This window comes from Rathayibacter sp. AY1E2 (assembly GCF_002932325.1).
GTDB lineage: Bacteria > Actinomycetota > Actinomycetes > Actinomycetales > Microbacteriaceae > Rathayibacter.
Map to the genome: position 1 here is coordinate 51,590 of NZ_PSVO01000017.1, position 15,404 is coordinate 66,993.

Consider the following 15,404-nt stretch of genomic DNA (forward strand, 5'->3'; position numbering starts at 1 on the left):
TCGGGCCACCACTCGGGCGACCCGTGACCTGCGGGCGATCCGGCGCGTGGTGGATCGCCGCCCGCACCGTCGCGGACAGCAGCCCCACGTTACGCCCTGCGCTCGCGCCTACGGCAGCGGGACGACGGCGCGCTGCGTCTCGCGGACCCACTCCTCGAGCTTGGCCGTGGCGGCCCCGGAGTCGACGGCCTCCGCCGCGCGGTCCATCGACGTCCGCAGGCGCTCCAGGACGGGCGTGCGCACCAGGTCCGGGTCGCGCGCCAGGTCGAACGCCGCGAGGCCCGCGGCCGCGTTCAGAAGGACGATGTCGCGGACGGGGCCGCCGTCTCCCGCGAGCACCGAGCGCACCACGCTCGCGTTGTAGGCGGCGTCGCGGCCGCGCAGCTCGTCGATCCGCGCGCGGGGCAGGCCCAGGTCGCGCGGGTCGAGGTCGTGCTCGACCACGGAGCCGCGCGACACCTCCCAGATGTGGCTGTGACCCGTGGTGGTGAGCTCGTCGAGGCCGTCGTCCCCGCGGAACACCAGAGCCGTCGCCCCGCGCGTCCGGAACACGCCGACGACCAGCGGCACCCGGTCGAGGTGCGCCACCCCGACCGCAGAGGCCTCGGGACGCGCCGGATTGCAGAGCGGGCCGAGGAAGTTGAACACCGTCGGCACGCCCAGCTCGGCGCGCACCGGACCGGCGTGCCGGAAGCCGGGGTGGAAGAGGGACGCGAAGACGAAGGCGATCCCCGTCCGCCGGAACACCTCGGCCACCCGCTCGGGGGAGAGGGAGAGGTCGACCCCGAGTGCCGCGAGCACGTCGGAGGAGCCGGAGGAGGAGGACGCGGCCTTGTTCCCGTGCTTCACGACGGGCGTGCCGGCGGCGGCCGCGATGATCGACGCGGTGGAGGAGATGTTGACGGTCCCGAAGCGGTCCCCGCCCGTCCCGACGATGTCCAGGGCCATCGGGTCCACGTCCAGCGGCACCGCGTGGTCGAGGATCGCGTCGCGGAAGCCGACGATCTCGTCGACGGTCTCGCCCTTCGCCCGGAGGGCCACCAGCAGTCCGGCGAGCTGCGCCGGAGTCGCCGCGCCCTCCATCACCTGCTCCATGGCCCACGTCGCCTCGGAGACGCTCAGATCGGAGGACTCGAGGAGTGCGCTGAGAACGTGCGGCCAGGACAGGGTTTCCGACATGGCTCCCAGATTATGCGACGAGGATCGCCTCCCGGCTAGTGCGACTTCCCTCCCCTGCCATCGGCCATAATGGTCTGTGTGACGAGCACCTCTCTCTCCCCCACGGCCACCGCGCCCGTAGTGAACCGACCCAACCCGGTCGCGGTCGGAACGATCGTCTGGCTGGGCAGCGAGGTCATGTTCTTCGCGGGCCTGTTCGCGATCTACTTCACCCTGCGGAGCACCTCCCCCGAGCTCTGGGGCGCCGAGACCCAGATCCTCAACGTCCCCTACGCGGGCGTGAACACGGTGATCCTCGTGGCCTCGTCGTTCAGCTGCCAGTTCGGCGTGTTCGCCGCCGAGCGCCTGCAGCCGCGCGCGACGGGCCTCAGCCCGTTCAAGTGGGGCATGGTCGAGTGGTTCTTCCTCACCTACGCCCTGGGCGCGGTCTTCGTCTCCGGCCAGGTGCTCGAGTACGCGACCCTCGTCTCCGAGGGCGTCACGCTCTCCAGCAACGCCTACGGCTCCGCCTTCTACCTGACGACCGGCTTCCACGCCCTGCACGTCACCGGCGGCCTGATCGCGTTCCTCCTCGTCATCGGCCGCGGCTTCGCGGTCAAGAACTTCGGCCACAAGGAGGCGACGAGCGCCATCGTCGTCTCGTACTACTGGCACTTCGTCGACGTCGTCTGGGTCGGCCTGTTCGCCGTCATCTACTTCCTCAAGTGACGCGCCCGCCGATGCCCCACTCCACTCCCGACCCCCGCAGGAAGGACGCCTCGATGGCCTCCCCGAAGACGAAGAGCCGAGCCAAGAAGGGTCGCCGCCACCCGCTCGCCACCCTGGCCCTGATCGCCATCGGCCTCGGGCTCACCGGCGGGACCTACGCCGCGGTCGGCGTCGCGACGTCCGCCTCGGCGGAGACGTCGTCCACCAGCCAGCAGACGATCGACGAGGGCTCGAAGCTCTTCGCCGCGAACTGCGCCACCTGCCACGGCCTAGACGCCGCGGGCACCGACAACGCTCCCTCCCTCATCGGAGTGGGCGCGGCGTCGGTCGACTTCCAGGTCGGCACCGGCCGCATGCCGATGCAGATGCACGGCCCCCAGGCGCTCGAGAAGCCGGTGCAGTTCACCGACGAGCAGGTCGGCGAGCTCGCCGCCTACGTCGCGTCGCTGGCCCCCGGCCCCGCGATCCCCGAGGGCGAGGTCCTCGATGGACAGGGCGACGCGGCGAACGGCGCCGAGCTGTTCCGCATCAACTGCGCCATGTGCCACAACGTCGCCGGGGCCGGCGGCGCGCTCACCGAGGGCAAGTTCGCTCCCCCGCTGGGCGGCGTGACCGAGGCGCACATCTACGAGGCGATGGTCACCGGCCCGCAGAACATGCCGGTCTTCAACGACCTGAACATCTCGCCCGAGGACAAGCGCGACATCATCTCGTACCTCAAGTACATCGAGGCCAACCCGTCCCCGGGCGGATTCGCGCTCGGCTCCCTCGGGCCGGTCGCAGAGGGCCTGTTCCTCTGGATCTTCGGCCTCGGCGCGATCGTGGCCCTGACGGTGTGGATCACCGCCCGATCCAACTAGACGACTGCAGCGCCCTGACGGGCGCGACTGACCCACGGCACCGACTGGTGCCGACACGGCGTGAAAAGGAGAACCATGGCAGAGCACGATGAGGGTGGCACGGACCTCGCCACCTCGTCGGCCACCGGGCACGGAACGGCTCCGGCCGGCACCGCGGTCGTGACGCGGGACCGCGTCCAGGACCCGGGCCTCCCGCCGCACCGCCCCCGGATGACCGACGTCGACCCCAAGGTCGAGAAGCGTGCCGAGCGCACGGTGTACACGCTCTTCTACCTCTCCTTCGCGGGCTCGATCTTCGCGGTCGCCGCCTACATGGCGTTCCCGATCACCGAGGACGTCGCGTCGGTCCGGCTGAACACACTGTTCATCGGCCTGGGCATGTCCCTCGCGCTCCTGGGCATCGGCATCGCCGCCGTCCACTGGGGCAAGCAGCTGATGTCGGACCACGAGGGCATCGACATCCGCCACCCCGTCCGCAGCGCGGAGCCCACCCGCGCCCGTGCGCTCGAGATCTTCGACCAGTCCGACAAGGAGTCCGGCTTCGGCCGCCGCTCCCTCGTCCGGAACAGCCTGATCGCCTCCCTCGTCGTGTTCCCCCTGCCCGCCGTGATCCTGTTCCGGGGCCTCGGCCCGCAGGACCAGAACCCCGTCGCCCTCCTCAAGACCACCCTGTGGGAAGAGGGCACGAGGCTCACCCTGGACCCGTCGGGAGCGCCGATCCTCGCATCGGACGTCACCCTCGGATCCGCCTTCCACGTCATCCCCGAGGGCCTCAACGACGCCGAGGGCAAGCTGGAGGAGAAGGCCAAGGCCGCCGTCCTCCTGATGCGCCTGAAGCCGGAGGACCTCATCGTCAGTGAGGGTCGCGAGACCTGGAACTACGACGGAATCGTCGCCTACTCCAAGATCTGCACGCACGTCGGCTGCCCTGTGGCGCTGTACGAGCAGCAGACCCACCACCTGCTGTGCCCGTGCCACCAGTCGCAATTCGACATCACGCGCGAGGCCGCCGTCATCTTCGGCCCGGCGAAGCGTCCGCTTCCGCAGCTCCCCATCACCGTCGACGCCGAGGGTTACCTGGTCGCCAGAAGCGACTTCACGGAGCCCGTCGGACCGTCCTTCTGGGAGCGATGACTCACATGTCCACCACCACCCCCTCACGCCCCTCCAGCTCCCCCGCGGAGCCCGAGGACGGCGTCATCCTCGGATCCGGCAAGTTCCAGAAGGGGTACGTCGGAGCGGCGTCGAACTACATCGACGAGCGCACGAGCATCTCCGCGGTCGTCAAGGAGTTCGGTCGCAAGATCTTCCCCGACCACTGGTCCTTCCTCCTCGGCGAGGTCGCGCTCTACAGCTTCGTCATCATCCTGCTGTCGGGCACCTTCCTCACCTTCTTCTTCCAGGCCTCGATGGTCGAGACGCACTACGAGGGCAGCTACCTGCCCCTCAAGGGCATCGAGATGTCGGCGGCGATGTCGTCCTCGCTCGACATCTCCTTCGACATCCGCGGCGGCCTGCTGATGCGGCAGATCCACCACTGGGCGGCACTGCTGTTCGTGGCCTCGATCGGCCTGCACATGCTGCGCATCTTCTTCACCGGTGCGTTCCGCAAGCCCCGCGAGCTCAACTGGGTCATCGGCTTCGTCCTCTTCATCCTCGCGATGGCCGAGGGCTTCACCGGCTACTCGCTCCCCGACGACCTGCTCTCGGGCAACGGCCTCCGCATCATCGACGGCATGGTCAAGGGCATCCCGATCGTCGGCACCTGGATCTCGTTCCTGCTCTTCGGCGGCGAGTTCCCGGGCACCGACATCGTCGGCCGCCTCTATACGCTGCACATCCTGCTGCTGCCGGCGCTGGTGCTCGCGTTCATCGCCCTGCACCTCGTGTTCGTGGTCGTCCACAAGCACACCCAGTTCCCCGGTGCGGGCAAGACCGAGCAGAACGTCGTCGGCTACCCGGTGCTGCCGGTCTACGCCGCGAAGGCCGGTGGATTCTTCTTCATCGTCTTCGGCGTCGTCGTCCTCATCGCCTCGCTGTTCACGATCAACCCGATCTGGAACTACGGCCCGTACGACCCCTCGCCCGTCTCCGCGGGAACCCAGCCCGACTGGTACATCGGCTTCGCCGACGGCGCCCTGCGCCTCGTCCCGCCGGGACTCGAGTGGGCCATCCCGGGCATCGGAACCCTGTCGTTCAACATCCTGATCCCGCTCGTCGGTCTCGGACTGTTCATCGCCGTGGTCATGCTCTACCCGTTCCTCGAGGCGTGGATCACCGGTGACAAGCGCGAGCACCACCTGCTCGACCGCCCGCGCAACGCCGCGACCCGCACCGCGATCGGCGCCGCCGGAGTCAGCTTCTACGCCGTCCTCTGGGCCGCCGCCTCGTCCGACCTCATCGCGACGCACTTCCACCTCACGATGGAGGGCGTGATCCACAGCCTGCAGTTCCTGCTCATCGCGGGTCCGTTCATCGCGTACTTCATCACCAAGCGCATCTGCCTGGCGCTACAGAAGAAGGACCGCGAGATCGCGCTGCACGGCTTCGAGTCGGGCCGCATCGTCCGCCTCCCCGGCGGCGAGTTCATCGAGGTGCACCAGCAGCTCGACGAGTACGAGCGCTGGAAGCTCGTCGGTCAGGACGAGTACGAGCCCCTGATGATCCGTCCGGACTCGCGTGGCCGCATCACCGCCCCGCAGCGCGTCCGCGCCGGCCTCTCCCGCTGGTTCTTCGAGGACCGGATCACCCCCGTCACCCAGAAGGAGCTCGAGAGCTCGCGCAGCGAGCACTGATCCTCCCCCGAAGGGCCCGGACGTTCATTCGTCCGGGCCCTTCGTCGTTCCCGCAGCGGGGCGGCGCCTGTTCTCCGGGGCGGGGGTCGTCGGTGCATCGAGAGCCGGTGAGACCGGATCACAGCGCCTCGACGGCGACAAGCCGGCAGGAACGTGGGGCGATACTCCGGACCTCGAGACCTCCGCTCCTTGAATCACGAGACGCCGTCTCACCGCCGAGCTGGAGACGTCCGCCGCCATCCGATCATGGAGTGAGCCAGCCCCTCTGCGTGCTCGCAGTGTGGTCGTCCGGTGAGGTCGTCCGGTGAGGTCCCCGGTCCCCGTACACGTCGAGACGCTCCGGATCGGTTCGAGGGTACCCATTCCCAGCAGGCCTATCAGGACTGCCCTCCCCCACTCACGGTCGAACCCTCTGTGATCGGCGACGGCGACGCTCGCCGGTGAGACCGAGGAGGCGACCTCCGGACATCGACGACCGTCGCTGCAGCGGCGTCTCAGGCTCCCTGTCCTCGCGCCGACCGGCACGACCCGCTAGCCGTACCGAGGAGCTCCGAGAGCCGCAGGGGCGCGCGCGGTTCCGCCGGGGTGCGGGCTCCGCTGGGTTCGGAACGGTGTGCAGGAGTCCGTAGGGCAGCGCAGGCGCCAGAACAGGCGCGGCAGGCCCAGTACGGCCGCAGGCGCAGCAGTATCGGCGACCGTAGCGGCCACCACCGCCGGCACACCCACACGCGCACAGGAGAGCCGCCACAGGCGTAGCCCGCTCACCCGTGACCGGAGCAGGAGCCGTCGCAGCGCAGACCCGTAGGCGTGATGACGCGGGCCGACGCTCCTGCTCGGCGCCGCCCGCTGCACTCCCCTGCGAGCTTCCACGTCGCGGGCCGTCGGGATGTGCCCAGACGAGTTCCGCCGCGCAGGACGCCTCGGTGTCCCGCCAGCATGACACCGCGAGAGATCCAGCTCACCTCGTCATCCCTCACCGAGCGGTCCCGGCTCTCACCGGGAGGCTCGATCCGCCACGATCGGCGAGTGCCGCCCCTGCACGAAGCCGAACGGCCGAGCCGACCGGGCCCCGACCGCGCGTCGCTTCCTCCTGGATAAGCGAAAGGGCCGGGTGCACGGAGCCGAAGCCCTCGTGCACCCGGCCCTCGGCCGTGCGCTGCGCCCTAGCGGGCGAAGTACCCGCGGTAGTACTCGTACACCCAGCCGGCGATGGCGACCAGGAAGAGCCCGACGGCGATGTAAGTGATCCAGAACCCCACGGCAAGGCCGAGGAATCCGAGTGCCGCGGAACCGCCCAGGATCAGCGGCCACCAGCTCCACGGGCTGAAGAAGCCCAGCTCGGGGTCTCCGTCGTCGATGTCCGCATCGAGGCGGTCCTCGGGGAGCTCAGCACCCTGCGCCTTGTGGACGCGGCCGACGTAGAACGCGATGAACGCGCCCAGCACGGCCGAGAGGCCGATGCCGACGGTGCCGACCCACTCCACCTGGCCAGTGTCGAGCAGCGACCACACGATGTACGTGATGTCGGCGAGGAGGAAGAAGCCCGCGAGGAGCCAGAAGAGATTGACGTTGGCGCGCATGGCCCTACTTCACCGTGCCTTCGGACTTGTCGTACGTGGGGGCGTCCGGAGCGTCCTTCGCCGGACCGATTCCGACGGGGATGCCGGCCTCGGGGTGGTTGAGGTCGAACGCCGGGGCCTCGCTCCGGATGCGCGGGATCGAGGTGAAGTTGTGGCGGGGCGGCGGGCACGAGGTGGCCCACTCGAGCGACCGGGAGAAGCCCCACGGGTCGTTCACCGTCACCTTGGGCGCCTTGCGGGCCGTGATGTACACGTTCAGGAAGAACGGGATCAGCGACACCGCGAGGATCATCGCTCCGACCGTCGACACCTGGTTCATCCAGGTGAAGCCGTCCTCGGGGAGGTAGCTGGCGTAGCGGCGCGGCATGCCGACGACGCCCAGCCAGTGCTGGATGAGGAAGGTGGTGTGGAAGCCGATGAACAGCAGCCAGAAGTGCCACTTGCCCAGCGTCTCGTTCAGCATCTTGCCGGTCCACTTGGGCCACCAGAAGTAGAAGCCCGAGAACATCGCGAAGACGACGGTTCCGAACACGACGTAGTGGAAGTGCGCCACCACGAAGTACGAGTCCGAGACGTGGAAGTCGAGCGGGGGCGACGCGAGGATGACGCCGGTGAGTCCACCGAAGGTGAAGGTGATCAAAAAGCCGATCGCCCAGATCATCGGGGTCTCGAAGGTCACCGATCCGCGCCACATAGTGCCGACCCAGTTGAAGATCTTCACGCCGGTCGGGACCGCGATGAGCATGGTCATCAGCGAGAAGAACGGCAGCAGAACCGATCCGGTGACGTACATGTGGTGCGCCCACACCGTCACGGAGAGGGCGGCGATCGCGATGGTCGCGTAGATCAGCGTCTTGTAGCCGAAGATCGGCTTGCGGCTGAAGACCGGGAAGACCTCGGACACGATGCCGAAGAACGGCAGCGCGATGATGTACACCTCGGGGTGGCCGAAGAACCAGAACAGGTGCTGCCAGAGCAGGACGCCGCCGTTGGCCGCGTCGTAGATGTGGGCGTCGAACACGCGGTCGGCGCCGAGGGCGAACATCGCGGCGGCGAGCACCGGGAACGCGAGCAGCACGAGGATCGACGTCACCAGGATGTTCCAGGTGAAGATCGGCATGCGGAACATCGTCATGCCGGGAGCGCGCATCGTGATGATGGTCGTGATGAAGTTCACCGCGCCGAGGATCGTGCCGAAGCCCGAGAGCGCGAGGCCGAAGACCCAGAGATTGCCGCCGAGCCCTGGTGAGAACGTCGTGCTCGACAGTGGCGCGTACGCGAACCAGCCGAAGGACGCCGCACCCTGCGGGGTGACGAATCCGGCGACCGCGATGAGCGAGCCGAAGCTGTAGAGCCAGTACGCGAAGGCGTTGAGGCGGGGGAACGCGACGTCGGGGGCGCCGATCTGCAGCGGCATCAGGACGTTGGCGAACCCGGCGAAGAGCGGCGTCGCGAACATCAGCAGCATGATCGTGCCGTGCATCGTGAACAGCTGGTTGTACTGCTCGCGCGTCTCGACCACGTTCAGGCCGGGCTCGAACAGCTGGGCGCGGATGACGAGTGCCATCACGCCGGCGATGCAGAAGTAGATGAACGACGTGATCAGGTACATGTACCCGATGACCTTGTGGTCGGTCGACGTCATCCAGCGGACGAGGACGTTCGCCTTGCGCTGGACCGGCGGAGTGCCGGCGGTGCGCGTCGGGCGGGGTGCCGTGGCGGTGCTCATGCTCCCTTACTCCTCGTTCTCGCGGGCCGGCGCGCCGGTTCCGGGAAGGTTCGAATTGCGGTTGTACTCGGCGCCGAGCTGACCGGTCTGGCCCGCGTCGCGCAGCGACTGGATGTAGTCGTCGTACTCGCCCTGCGAGACGACCTTGACGTTGAAGAGCATCGCGGAGTGGTACTCGCCGCAGAGCTCGGCGCACTTGCCGGCGTAGGTCCCCTCCTTGAGAGGCGTGACGTACATGTAGTTCGTCTTGCCGGGGATCATGTCCTTCTTGTAGAGGAAGTCGACGACCCAGAAGGAGTGGATCACGTCGCGCGCGTCGAGCTGGATCTTGATCTTCTGTCCGACGGGTAGGTAGAGCGTGGGGATCTCGGACTCGACGAGCGAGCCGGCCGCGTCTCCGCCCTCCTGGTACTGGCCCTGGATGCCGGCGGAGTAGACGTCCTCGTCGACGTAGTTGAAGTCCCACGCCCACTGCTTGCCGTACACCTGGATGGTCTCGTCCGGGTCGTCGTAGGGCTGCTCGATCGCGGCCTGGTCGCGCGCGGTGAAGGCGAAGAAGCCGATCACGAGGATCAGCGGCACGATCGTGTAGAAGATCTCGATCGGCATGTTGTAGCGCAGCTGGACCGGCAGGCCGGTCTGCCCCTTGCGACGGCGGTAGACGACCACCGCCCAGATGGTGAGACCCCACGTGACGACGCCGACGGCGAGCAGGACGATCCAGGAGGTGACCCAGAGTCCGATGACGCGGTCGACGTGGTTCGTCGTGCCGGGTTCGGTGGGGAGCCAGCCCTGGAGCTGCTCTTGCGTGCAGCCCGCGAGGACGAGGGCGAGGGCTCCTGCGACGGGGGCAGCGACCCATCTGCGGATTCGGCGATTGAAGCGCACCGGTGACCTTTCGGAAGACTGGGGACCAGTTCACACGAAACTGTATTAGACCGGCTCCAGCCTACCCTTCCGCTCCGGCGGCCCGGTGCACGACGACCCGCTCTTGACGTCCCGGCCGAGTGGTGCAGTCATGACGAACGGCGCCCGACGGGCCACCGGAGTGGACTGTCGGACGCCGTTCGGAGGCGCTGCGGCCCGGGGCCGCGCGGCGTCAGTGGAAGCTGTCGCCGCAGGCGCAACTGCCGCCCGCGTTGGGGTTGTCGATGGTGAAGCCCTGCTTCTGGATGGTGTCCTCGAAGTCGATCGAGGCGCCGTCGAGGTAGGGGACGCTCATCTTGTCGACGACGAGGCCGACGCCCTCGAACTCCACCGCGGCGTCGCCGTCGAGGGTGCGCTCGTCGAAGTAGAGCTGGTAGATGAGGCCGGAGCAGCCGCCGGGCTGCACCGCGACGCGCAGGCGCAGGTCGTCGCGGCCCTCCTGCTCGAGCAGGCTCTTGACCTTGGCGGCGGCGGTCGGGGTCATCGAGACGCCGTGGGCCGCGCTGGGCGGGGTGGCGAGGGGGGTCGCCGTCTGGTCGGTCAGTGTGTCTGACATGTCACTCCTCAGGGGACGGGCGGAACGGTCGTCGTGCCTTCCGGGATTCTACGGCTGCAACCCGGGTGGTCACCCGGGTATTCCACGACCGGTGGTCAGTCGCGGTGAGCGGCGGCGCGGAGCAGGAACAGCGCCTCGGTCTGCGCGGCGCGCTTGAAGACGCCCAGGTGCAGCGACTCGTTGGGGCTGTGCGCGCGCGAGTCGGGGTCCTCGACACCGGTGACGAGGATCTGCGCCTCGGGGAACTCGCGCACGAGGTCGGCGATGAACGGGATGCTCCCGCCGATCCCGGTCTCGAGAGGCTCGCGTCCCCAGGCGTCCGCCATCGCGCCCTTCACCAGGTCCACGGCCCAGCCGGTCGCGTCGACCAGGAACGGGCTGCCGGTGTCGACGTCCTCGATCGCGAGGTGGGCGCCGAACGGGGAGTTCGCCCGGAGGTGGCTCTCGATGGCGGCGAACGCCTCCTCCGCGTCCTGGCCGGGGGCGATGCGGGCGCTGATCTTCACGCGCACGGACGGGACGAGAGTGTTGGAGGCGTCGACGACGCTGGGCGCGTCGATCCCGGTGACCGTGACGGCCGGCTTCGACCACAGGCGCGAGAGGATCGCACCGGTGCCGATCGGCGAGACCCCGTCGAGCAGCCCGGAGTCGCGGCGGAGGTCCTCCTCGGTCGTCTCGGGCACCGCTCCGTCGTGCTCGGTGAGGCCGGCGACGGCGACCGAGCCGTCCTCGTTCCAGAGCGTCGCGAGCAGGCGGACCGCCGCGAGCATCGCGTCCGGGACCGCTCCGCCGAGCATGCCCGAGTGCGAGGCGTGCGCGAGAGTGCTGACGGTGAGGGTGAAGGTGACGTTGCCGCGCAGGCCCACCGTCAGCGCGGGGGTGTCGACGTCCCAGTTGTCGCTGTCGGCGACGATGATCGCATCCGCGCGGAGGGCGTCGTGGTGCTCGCGGAGGAAGGTGGGGAACGAGCGCGACCCGAACTCCTCCTCCCCCTCGATGAAGAGGACGAGCCCGAGGTCGTGGTCCTCGCCCGCGACCTCGCGGAGTGCGCGCACCGCGGCGAGGTGGGACACGACTCCCGCCTTGTCGTCGGCGGCACCGCGCCCGTACAGGCGGTCGCCGCGCACGGTCGGCTCGAACGGAGGCGTCTCCCACGCCGACTCCGCGCCCTGCGGCTGCACGTCGTGGTGGGCGTAGAGGAGGACGGTCGGCGCTCCGTTGCGGGCGGCGCGGGTGGCCAGGACGGCCGGCTGGCCGAGCACGTCGGTGCCGTCGATCGTGGCGCTGTGGATCGCGACGTCGTCGAAGACGCCCGTCTCGCGCGCGAGCTCGGCGATGGCCTCGGCGCTGGCGGCCACGCGGGTGGCGTCGAAGCCGTCCCACGAGACGGACGGGATCCGCACGAGCTGCCCGAGCTGGGCGAGCGAGCGCGGCAGATCGTCGCGGACGGCGGCGAGGACGGCCTCCTCGTCGGAGGAGAGTGCGGGCGGAGTCGGAGCGTCGTGAGCCATGGAGGTAATCTTAAGAGACCCCCGATTCCAAGGACGTTCCCCGTGGCCAAGCACCCGATCGCAACCGACACGCCCGACGCCGCCGGCTCCCCCGGCTCCGGGAAGGGCCGGCCGACGCCGACCCGGCGCGAGCAGGAGCTGGCCCGCAAGCGTCCGCTGGTCGTCACCGACCGCAAGCAGGCCGCCCGCGACGCCCGCGAGAAGGCCGCCGTGTCGCGCGAGCAGGCCCGCATCGGCCTGGCCGCCGGCGACCAGCGCTACCTGCCGCTGCGTGACAAGGGTCCCCAGCGCAAGTTCGTGCGCGACTGGGTCGACGCGCGCTTCAGCCTCGGCGAGTTCCTCATCCCGGTGATGGTCGTCGTCCTGCTGCTGAGCTTCTTCCCGCAGCCGGAGCTGCAGTACGCGACGCTGGTCATCCTCTGGGTGTTCTTCCTCCTCGCGGTGATCGACTGCATCCTCCTCGGCATGCGGATGCGCCGGAAGCTCGCCGAGCGCTACGGCGCCGACAAGGTCGAGAAGGGCATCCGCTGGTACGCCGCGATGCGCGCCCTCCAGCTGCGCGTCATGCGCCTGCCGAAGCCCCAGGTCAAGCGCCGCGCCTTCCCCGAGTAGTCGGACGGCGGACCACGAAGGGCCCCTGCGGTCGCGCCTCGCGCGGCTCCGGGGCCCTTCGTCGTGCACGGCGGGTCAGGAGGCGCGGGCCAGTCCCCGGTTGATGTCCCGAGCCCACAGGGGCCCGCGGTAGATGAAGGCGGTGTAGCCCTGGACGAGGGTGGCGCCCGCGTCGAGGCGCTCGCGCACGTCCTCGGCCGTCTCGACTCCTCCGACGGAGATCACGCAGAAGGCCGCGGGGACGACGCCGCGGATCACGCGGAGCACCTCGAGCGAGCGCGCGGCCAGCGGGGCACCGGAGAGGCCGCCGGCGCCGGCCGCCTCGACCACGGCACGATCGGTCGAGAGGCCCTCCCGGGAGAGCGTCGTGTTGGTCGCGATGATCCCGTCCAGACTCAGGCGGACGGCGAGCTCGGCGACCCGGCCGACCTCGTCGTCGGAGAGGTCGGGGGCGATCTTGACCAGCAGGGGCGTCGTGTCGGCGGCGTCCTTGACGGCCGCGAGGAGCGGCTCGAGGCGGTCGATCTCCTGCAGGCCGCGGAGCCCGGGGGTGTTCGGCGAGCTGACGTTCACGACGAGGTAGTCGGCGAGCGGCGCGAGCAGGCGCGTGCTGATCAGGTAGTCCTCGATCGCGTCGTCCACCTCGACCACCCGGCTCTTGCCGATGTTGACGCCGATCACGGGGCGGCGGCGCGCGCTGCGCAGCCGGATCAGCCGCAGCGCCGCGGCCTCGGCCCCGTGGTTGTTGAAGCCCATCCGGTTGACGACGGCGCGGTCCGCGATCAGCCGGAAGAGGCGCGGCCGGTCGTTGCCCGGCTGCGCCCGCGCGGTCAGGGTCCCGACCTCGACGTGTCCGAAGCCGAGCGCGCCGAAGCCCAGGACCGCGGTGGCGTCCTTGTCGAAGCCGGCCGCGACGCCGAACGGGGTCTCGAAGCGGAGGCCGAGCGTCTCGACCGCGGGCGTTCCGCGCGGGACGGTGGTCCGGCGCAGGACCGGAGCGAGGGCTCCGAGGGCCCGGATCACCGGGAAGCTCAGGTGGTGCGCCCGCTCCGGGTCGAGGCGGCGCAGGACGGTGCGGAACAGGAGCGGATACACCCGGGCCTCAGATCTCGTCGGCGCTGTGGGGCACGGAGGTGCGCTCGGCGCGGAGCAGGGTGATCGCAGACTCGAAGTCGTCCAGCGAGTCGAACGCCTGGTAGACGCTCGCGAAGCGGAGGTAGGCGACCTCGTCGAGCTCGCGCAACGGCGGCAGGATGGCGAGGCCGATGTCGTTCGCGTCGATCTGCGACGCGCCCGTGGAGCGGATGCTCTCCTCCACCCGCTGCGCGAGCACGGCCAGATCGGTGTCGGTGACGGGCCGGCCCTGGCAGGCCTTCCGGACGCCGCTGACGATCTTCTCGCGGCTGAACGGCTCCACGACTCCGCTGCGCTTGATCACAACGAGGCTCGCGGTCTCGGTCGTCGAGAAGCGCCGGCCGCACGACGGGCACTGCCGGCGGCGGCGGATCGAAAAGCCGTCGTCGCTCGTGCGCGAGTCGATCACTCGGGAGTCGGGGTGCCGGCAGAAGGGGCAGAACATCGAGGGCCTCTCGGTCTCAGGCGAAGCGGGCGTCGACGGCGTCGCCGTGGGCGGGCAGCGCCTCGGCGTCGCTGAGAGCGCGGATGTGCGTGGCGACGCGCTCGAGCGCACCGCGGTCGTACGAGATCAGCTGTTGCGGCCGGAGGAAGGTGTAGGCGCCGAGCCCGGAGGAGAAGCGCGCCTGCCCCAGCGTCGGGAGCACGTGGTTGGAGCCGGCGAGGTAGTCGCCCAGGCTCACCGGGGTGGTCGGGCCGAGGAAGATCGCGCCGGCGTCGTGGATCCGCTCGGCCGTCGCGACGGGGTCGGCCGTGTGCAGCTCGAGGTGCTCGGGGCCGTAGGCGTCGCTGAACGCGCAGGCGAGCTCGAGGTCGTCGACGATCACGAGCGCGGATTGCGGGCCGTCGAGCGCGATGGCCACGCGCTCCGCGTGGTGGGTGGCGGCGGCCTGGACGGCGACCTCGCGCTCGACGGCGGCGGCGAGCTCGGCGCTGTCGGTGACCAGGACCGCGGAGGCGGCCTCGTCGTGCTCGGCCTGGCTGACCAGGTCGGCGGCGACCAGGCGCGGGTCGGCGGAGCCGTCGGCGATCACGAGGATCTCGGTCGGGCCCGCCTCGGAGTCGATGCCGACCTGGCCGAGCACCTGGCGCTTCGCGGTGGTGACCCAGACGTTGCCCGGCCCGGTGATGATGCTGACGGGATCCAGCCCGATCGAGTCGACGCCGTAGGCCAGTGCGGCGACGGCTCCGGCGCCTCCGACCGCGTAGACCTCGTCGATGCCGAGCAGAGCGGCCGCCGCGAGGATCGTGGGGTGGACGGAGCCGCCGAACGCCTTCTGCGGCGGCGAGACCAGGGCGATGGAGGCGACTCCGGCGGCCTGCGCGGGCACGGCGTTCATGACGACGCTCGACGGGTAGACCGCCTTGCCGCCGGGGACGTACAGCCCGGCGCGGGCGACGGGCTGCCAGCGCTGGGTGACCGTGGCGCCGTCGTCGAGCTCGGTGGTGCGGGGCGGGGGGATCTGTGCGGCGCTGGCGCGGCGGACGCGCGCGATCGCCTCCTCGAGTGCGCTGCGGATGGCCGGGTCGAGGCGGTCGAGCGCCTCGGCGATCTGCTCGGCGGGCACGCGGAGGTGCGGGGGGCGTACGCCGTCCAGCCGCTCCGCCTGGTCGAGGAGCGCCTCCGCGCCGCGTTCGCGGACGTCGGCGATCAGCTCGGCGACGACGGGACCGACGGAGGCGGACGTGCCCGGATTGCGGGGCACGAGGGCGAGGAGCTCGGCGGAGGAGGGACGACGGCCGCGGAGGTCGAGAGTCTGGATCATGGCCGCCCCAGTCTACGCGCCGCCCTCCCCCGCTCCCTCGCCGCGCG

Annotated in this window: 14 protein-coding genes; 5 read left to right on the forward strand and 9 right to left on the reverse strand. The window is 70.1% G+C overall.

Annotated features, from left to right (window positions below):
• Positions 1-108: 108 nt before the first annotated feature.
• Positions 109-1,179, reverse strand: a complete 1,071-nt coding sequence (trpD, locus tag C5C49_RS12560) for an anthranilate phosphoribosyltransferase (RefSeq protein WP_104225357.1) — start codon at positions 1,177-1,179, stop codon at positions 109-111.
• Between the two features lie 69 nt (positions 1,180-1,248).
• Between trpD and C5C49_RS12565 the strand changes: the two genes are divergently transcribed.
• The 4 genes from C5C49_RS12565 to C5C49_RS12580 all read left to right on the forward strand — a co-directional run bounded on the left by C5C49_RS12565 (position 1,249) and on the right by C5C49_RS12580 (position 5,542).
• Complete coding sequence (locus tag C5C49_RS12565; RefSeq protein ID WP_104224647.1) at positions 1,249-1,887, forward strand: heme-copper oxidase subunit III; 639 nt, start codon at positions 1,249-1,251, stop codon at positions 1,885-1,887.
• A gap of 53 nt (positions 1,888-1,940) precedes the next feature.
• Positions 1,941-2,747, forward strand: coding sequence for a c-type cytochrome (locus C5C49_RS12570; protein ID WP_104224648.1), 807 nt, complete (start codon positions 1,941-1,943; stop codon positions 2,745-2,747).
• Positions 2,748-2,822: 75 nt separating this feature from the next.
• Entirely contained in the window at positions 2,823-3,881 is a 1,059-nt protein-coding gene (locus tag C5C49_RS12575) for a ubiquinol-cytochrome c reductase iron-sulfur subunit (RefSeq protein WP_104346283.1), read from the forward strand.
• 5 nt (positions 3,882-3,886) lie between these two features.
• Positions 3,887-5,542 carry a ubiquinol-cytochrome c reductase cytochrome b subunit gene (locus tag C5C49_RS12580; RefSeq protein WP_104337154.1) on the forward strand — a complete coding sequence of 552 codons (1,656 nt, stop codon included), beginning with the start codon at positions 3,887-3,889 and terminating at the stop codon, positions 5,540-5,542.
• 1,163 nt (positions 5,543-6,705) lie between these two features.
• Here C5C49_RS12580 and C5C49_RS12585 read toward each other — a convergent pair.
• The 5 genes from C5C49_RS12585 to C5C49_RS12605 form a co-directional block, all read right to left on the reverse strand.
• Positions 6,706-7,122, reverse strand: a complete 417-nt coding sequence (locus C5C49_RS12585) for a cytochrome c oxidase subunit 4 (RefSeq protein ID WP_104224651.1) — start codon at positions 7,120-7,122, stop codon at positions 6,706-6,708.
• Positions 7,123-7,126: 4 nt separating this feature from the next.
• The gene (gene ctaD / locus C5C49_RS12590) at positions 7,127-8,851 is read right to left on the reverse strand and encodes a cytochrome c oxidase subunit I (protein WP_104224652.1); all 1,725 of its coding nucleotides are present in this window, start codon (positions 8,849-8,851) and stop codon (positions 7,127-7,129) included.
• 6 nt (positions 8,852-8,857) lie between these two features.
• Complete coding sequence (coxB, locus tag C5C49_RS12595) at positions 8,858-9,739, reverse strand: cytochrome c oxidase subunit II (RefSeq protein WP_104224653.1); 882 nt, start codon at positions 9,737-9,739, stop codon at positions 8,858-8,860.
• Positions 9,740-9,950: 211 nt separating this feature from the next.
• On the reverse strand, positions 9,951-10,334 hold the full coding sequence (gene erpA, locus C5C49_RS12600) for an iron-sulfur cluster insertion protein ErpA (protein ID WP_104224654.1): 384 nt from the start codon (positions 10,332-10,334) through the stop codon (positions 9,951-9,953).
• A 95-nt stretch (positions 10,335-10,429) separates the two neighbouring features.
• Complete coding sequence (locus C5C49_RS12605) at positions 10,430-11,845, reverse strand: dipeptidase (RefSeq protein ID WP_104225360.1); 1,416 nt, start codon at positions 11,843-11,845, stop codon at positions 10,430-10,432.
• 42 nt (positions 11,846-11,887) lie between these two features.
• Between C5C49_RS12605 and C5C49_RS12610 the strand changes: the two genes are divergently transcribed.
• Positions 11,888-12,457 carry a DUF3043 domain-containing protein gene (locus C5C49_RS12610; protein WP_181135773.1) on the forward strand — a complete coding sequence of 190 codons (570 nt, stop codon included), beginning with the start codon at positions 11,888-11,890 and terminating at the stop codon, positions 12,455-12,457.
• Between the two features lie 75 nt (positions 12,458-12,532).
• On the opposite strand, the gene C5C49_RS12615 is transcribed toward C5C49_RS12610, so the two are convergent.
• From C5C49_RS12615 to hisD, 3 genes are read right to left on the reverse strand one after another with little or no spacing between them, the layout of a single operon-like run.
• Positions 12,533-13,552, reverse strand: a complete 1,020-nt coding sequence (locus C5C49_RS12615) for a quinone-dependent dihydroorotate dehydrogenase (protein ID WP_104233339.1) — start codon at positions 13,550-13,552, stop codon at positions 12,533-12,535.
• Positions 13,553-13,559: 7 nt separating this feature from the next.
• The gene (gene nrdR / locus C5C49_RS12620) at positions 13,560-14,036 is read right to left on the reverse strand and encodes a transcriptional regulator NrdR (protein WP_104346284.1); all 477 of its coding nucleotides are present in this window, start codon (positions 14,034-14,036) and stop codon (positions 13,560-13,562) included.
• 16 nt (positions 14,037-14,052) lie between these two features.
• The gene (hisD, locus tag C5C49_RS12625) at positions 14,053-15,357 is read right to left on the reverse strand and encodes a histidinol dehydrogenase (protein ID WP_104346285.1); all 1,305 of its coding nucleotides are present in this window, start codon (positions 15,355-15,357) and stop codon (positions 14,053-14,055) included.
• Positions 15,358-15,404 lie beyond the last annotated feature (47 nt).

What these genes read in the sequence shown, in the direction of transcription:
- trpD (WP_104225357.1), bottom strand. Translation starts at nt 1,179, where the DNA reads ATGTCGGAAACCCTGTCCTGGCCGCACGTTCTCAGCGCACTCCTCGAG.
- C5C49_RS12565 (WP_104224647.1), top strand. Translation starts at nt 1,249, where the DNA reads ATGGTCTGTGTGACGAGCACCTCTCTCTCCCCCACGGCCACCGCGCCC.
- C5C49_RS12570 (WP_104224648.1), top strand. Translation starts at nt 1,941, where the DNA reads ATGGCCTCCCCGAAGACGAAGAGCCGAGCCAAGAAGGGTCGCCGCCAC.
- C5C49_RS12575 (WP_104346283.1), top strand. Translation starts at nt 2,823, where the DNA reads ATGGCAGAGCACGATGAGGGTGGCACGGACCTCGCCACCTCGTCGGCC.
- C5C49_RS12580 (WP_104337154.1), top strand. Translation starts at nt 3,887, where the DNA reads ATGTCCACCACCACCCCCTCACGCCCCTCCAGCTCCCCCGCGGAGCCC.
- C5C49_RS12585 (WP_104224651.1), bottom strand. Translation starts at nt 7,122, where the DNA reads ATGCGCGCCAACGTCAATCTCTTCTGGCTCCTCGCGGGCTTCTTCCTC.
- ctaD (WP_104224652.1), bottom strand. Translation starts at nt 8,851, where the DNA reads ATGAGCACCGCCACGGCACCCCGCCCGACGCGCACCGCCGGCACTCCG.
- erpA (WP_104224654.1), bottom strand. Translation starts at nt 10,334, where the DNA reads ATGTCAGACACACTGACCGACCAGACGGCGACCCCCCTCGCCACCCCG.
- C5C49_RS12605 (WP_104225360.1), bottom strand. Translation starts at nt 11,845, where the DNA reads ATGGCTCACGACGCTCCGACTCCGCCCGCACTCTCCTCCGACGAGGAG.
- nrdR (WP_104346284.1), bottom strand. Translation starts at nt 14,036, where the DNA reads ATGTTCTGCCCCTTCTGCCGGCACCCCGACTCCCGAGTGATCGACTCG.
- hisD (WP_104346285.1), bottom strand. Translation starts at nt 15,357, where the DNA reads ATGATCCAGACTCTCGACCTCCGCGGCCGTCGTCCCTCCTCCGCCGAG.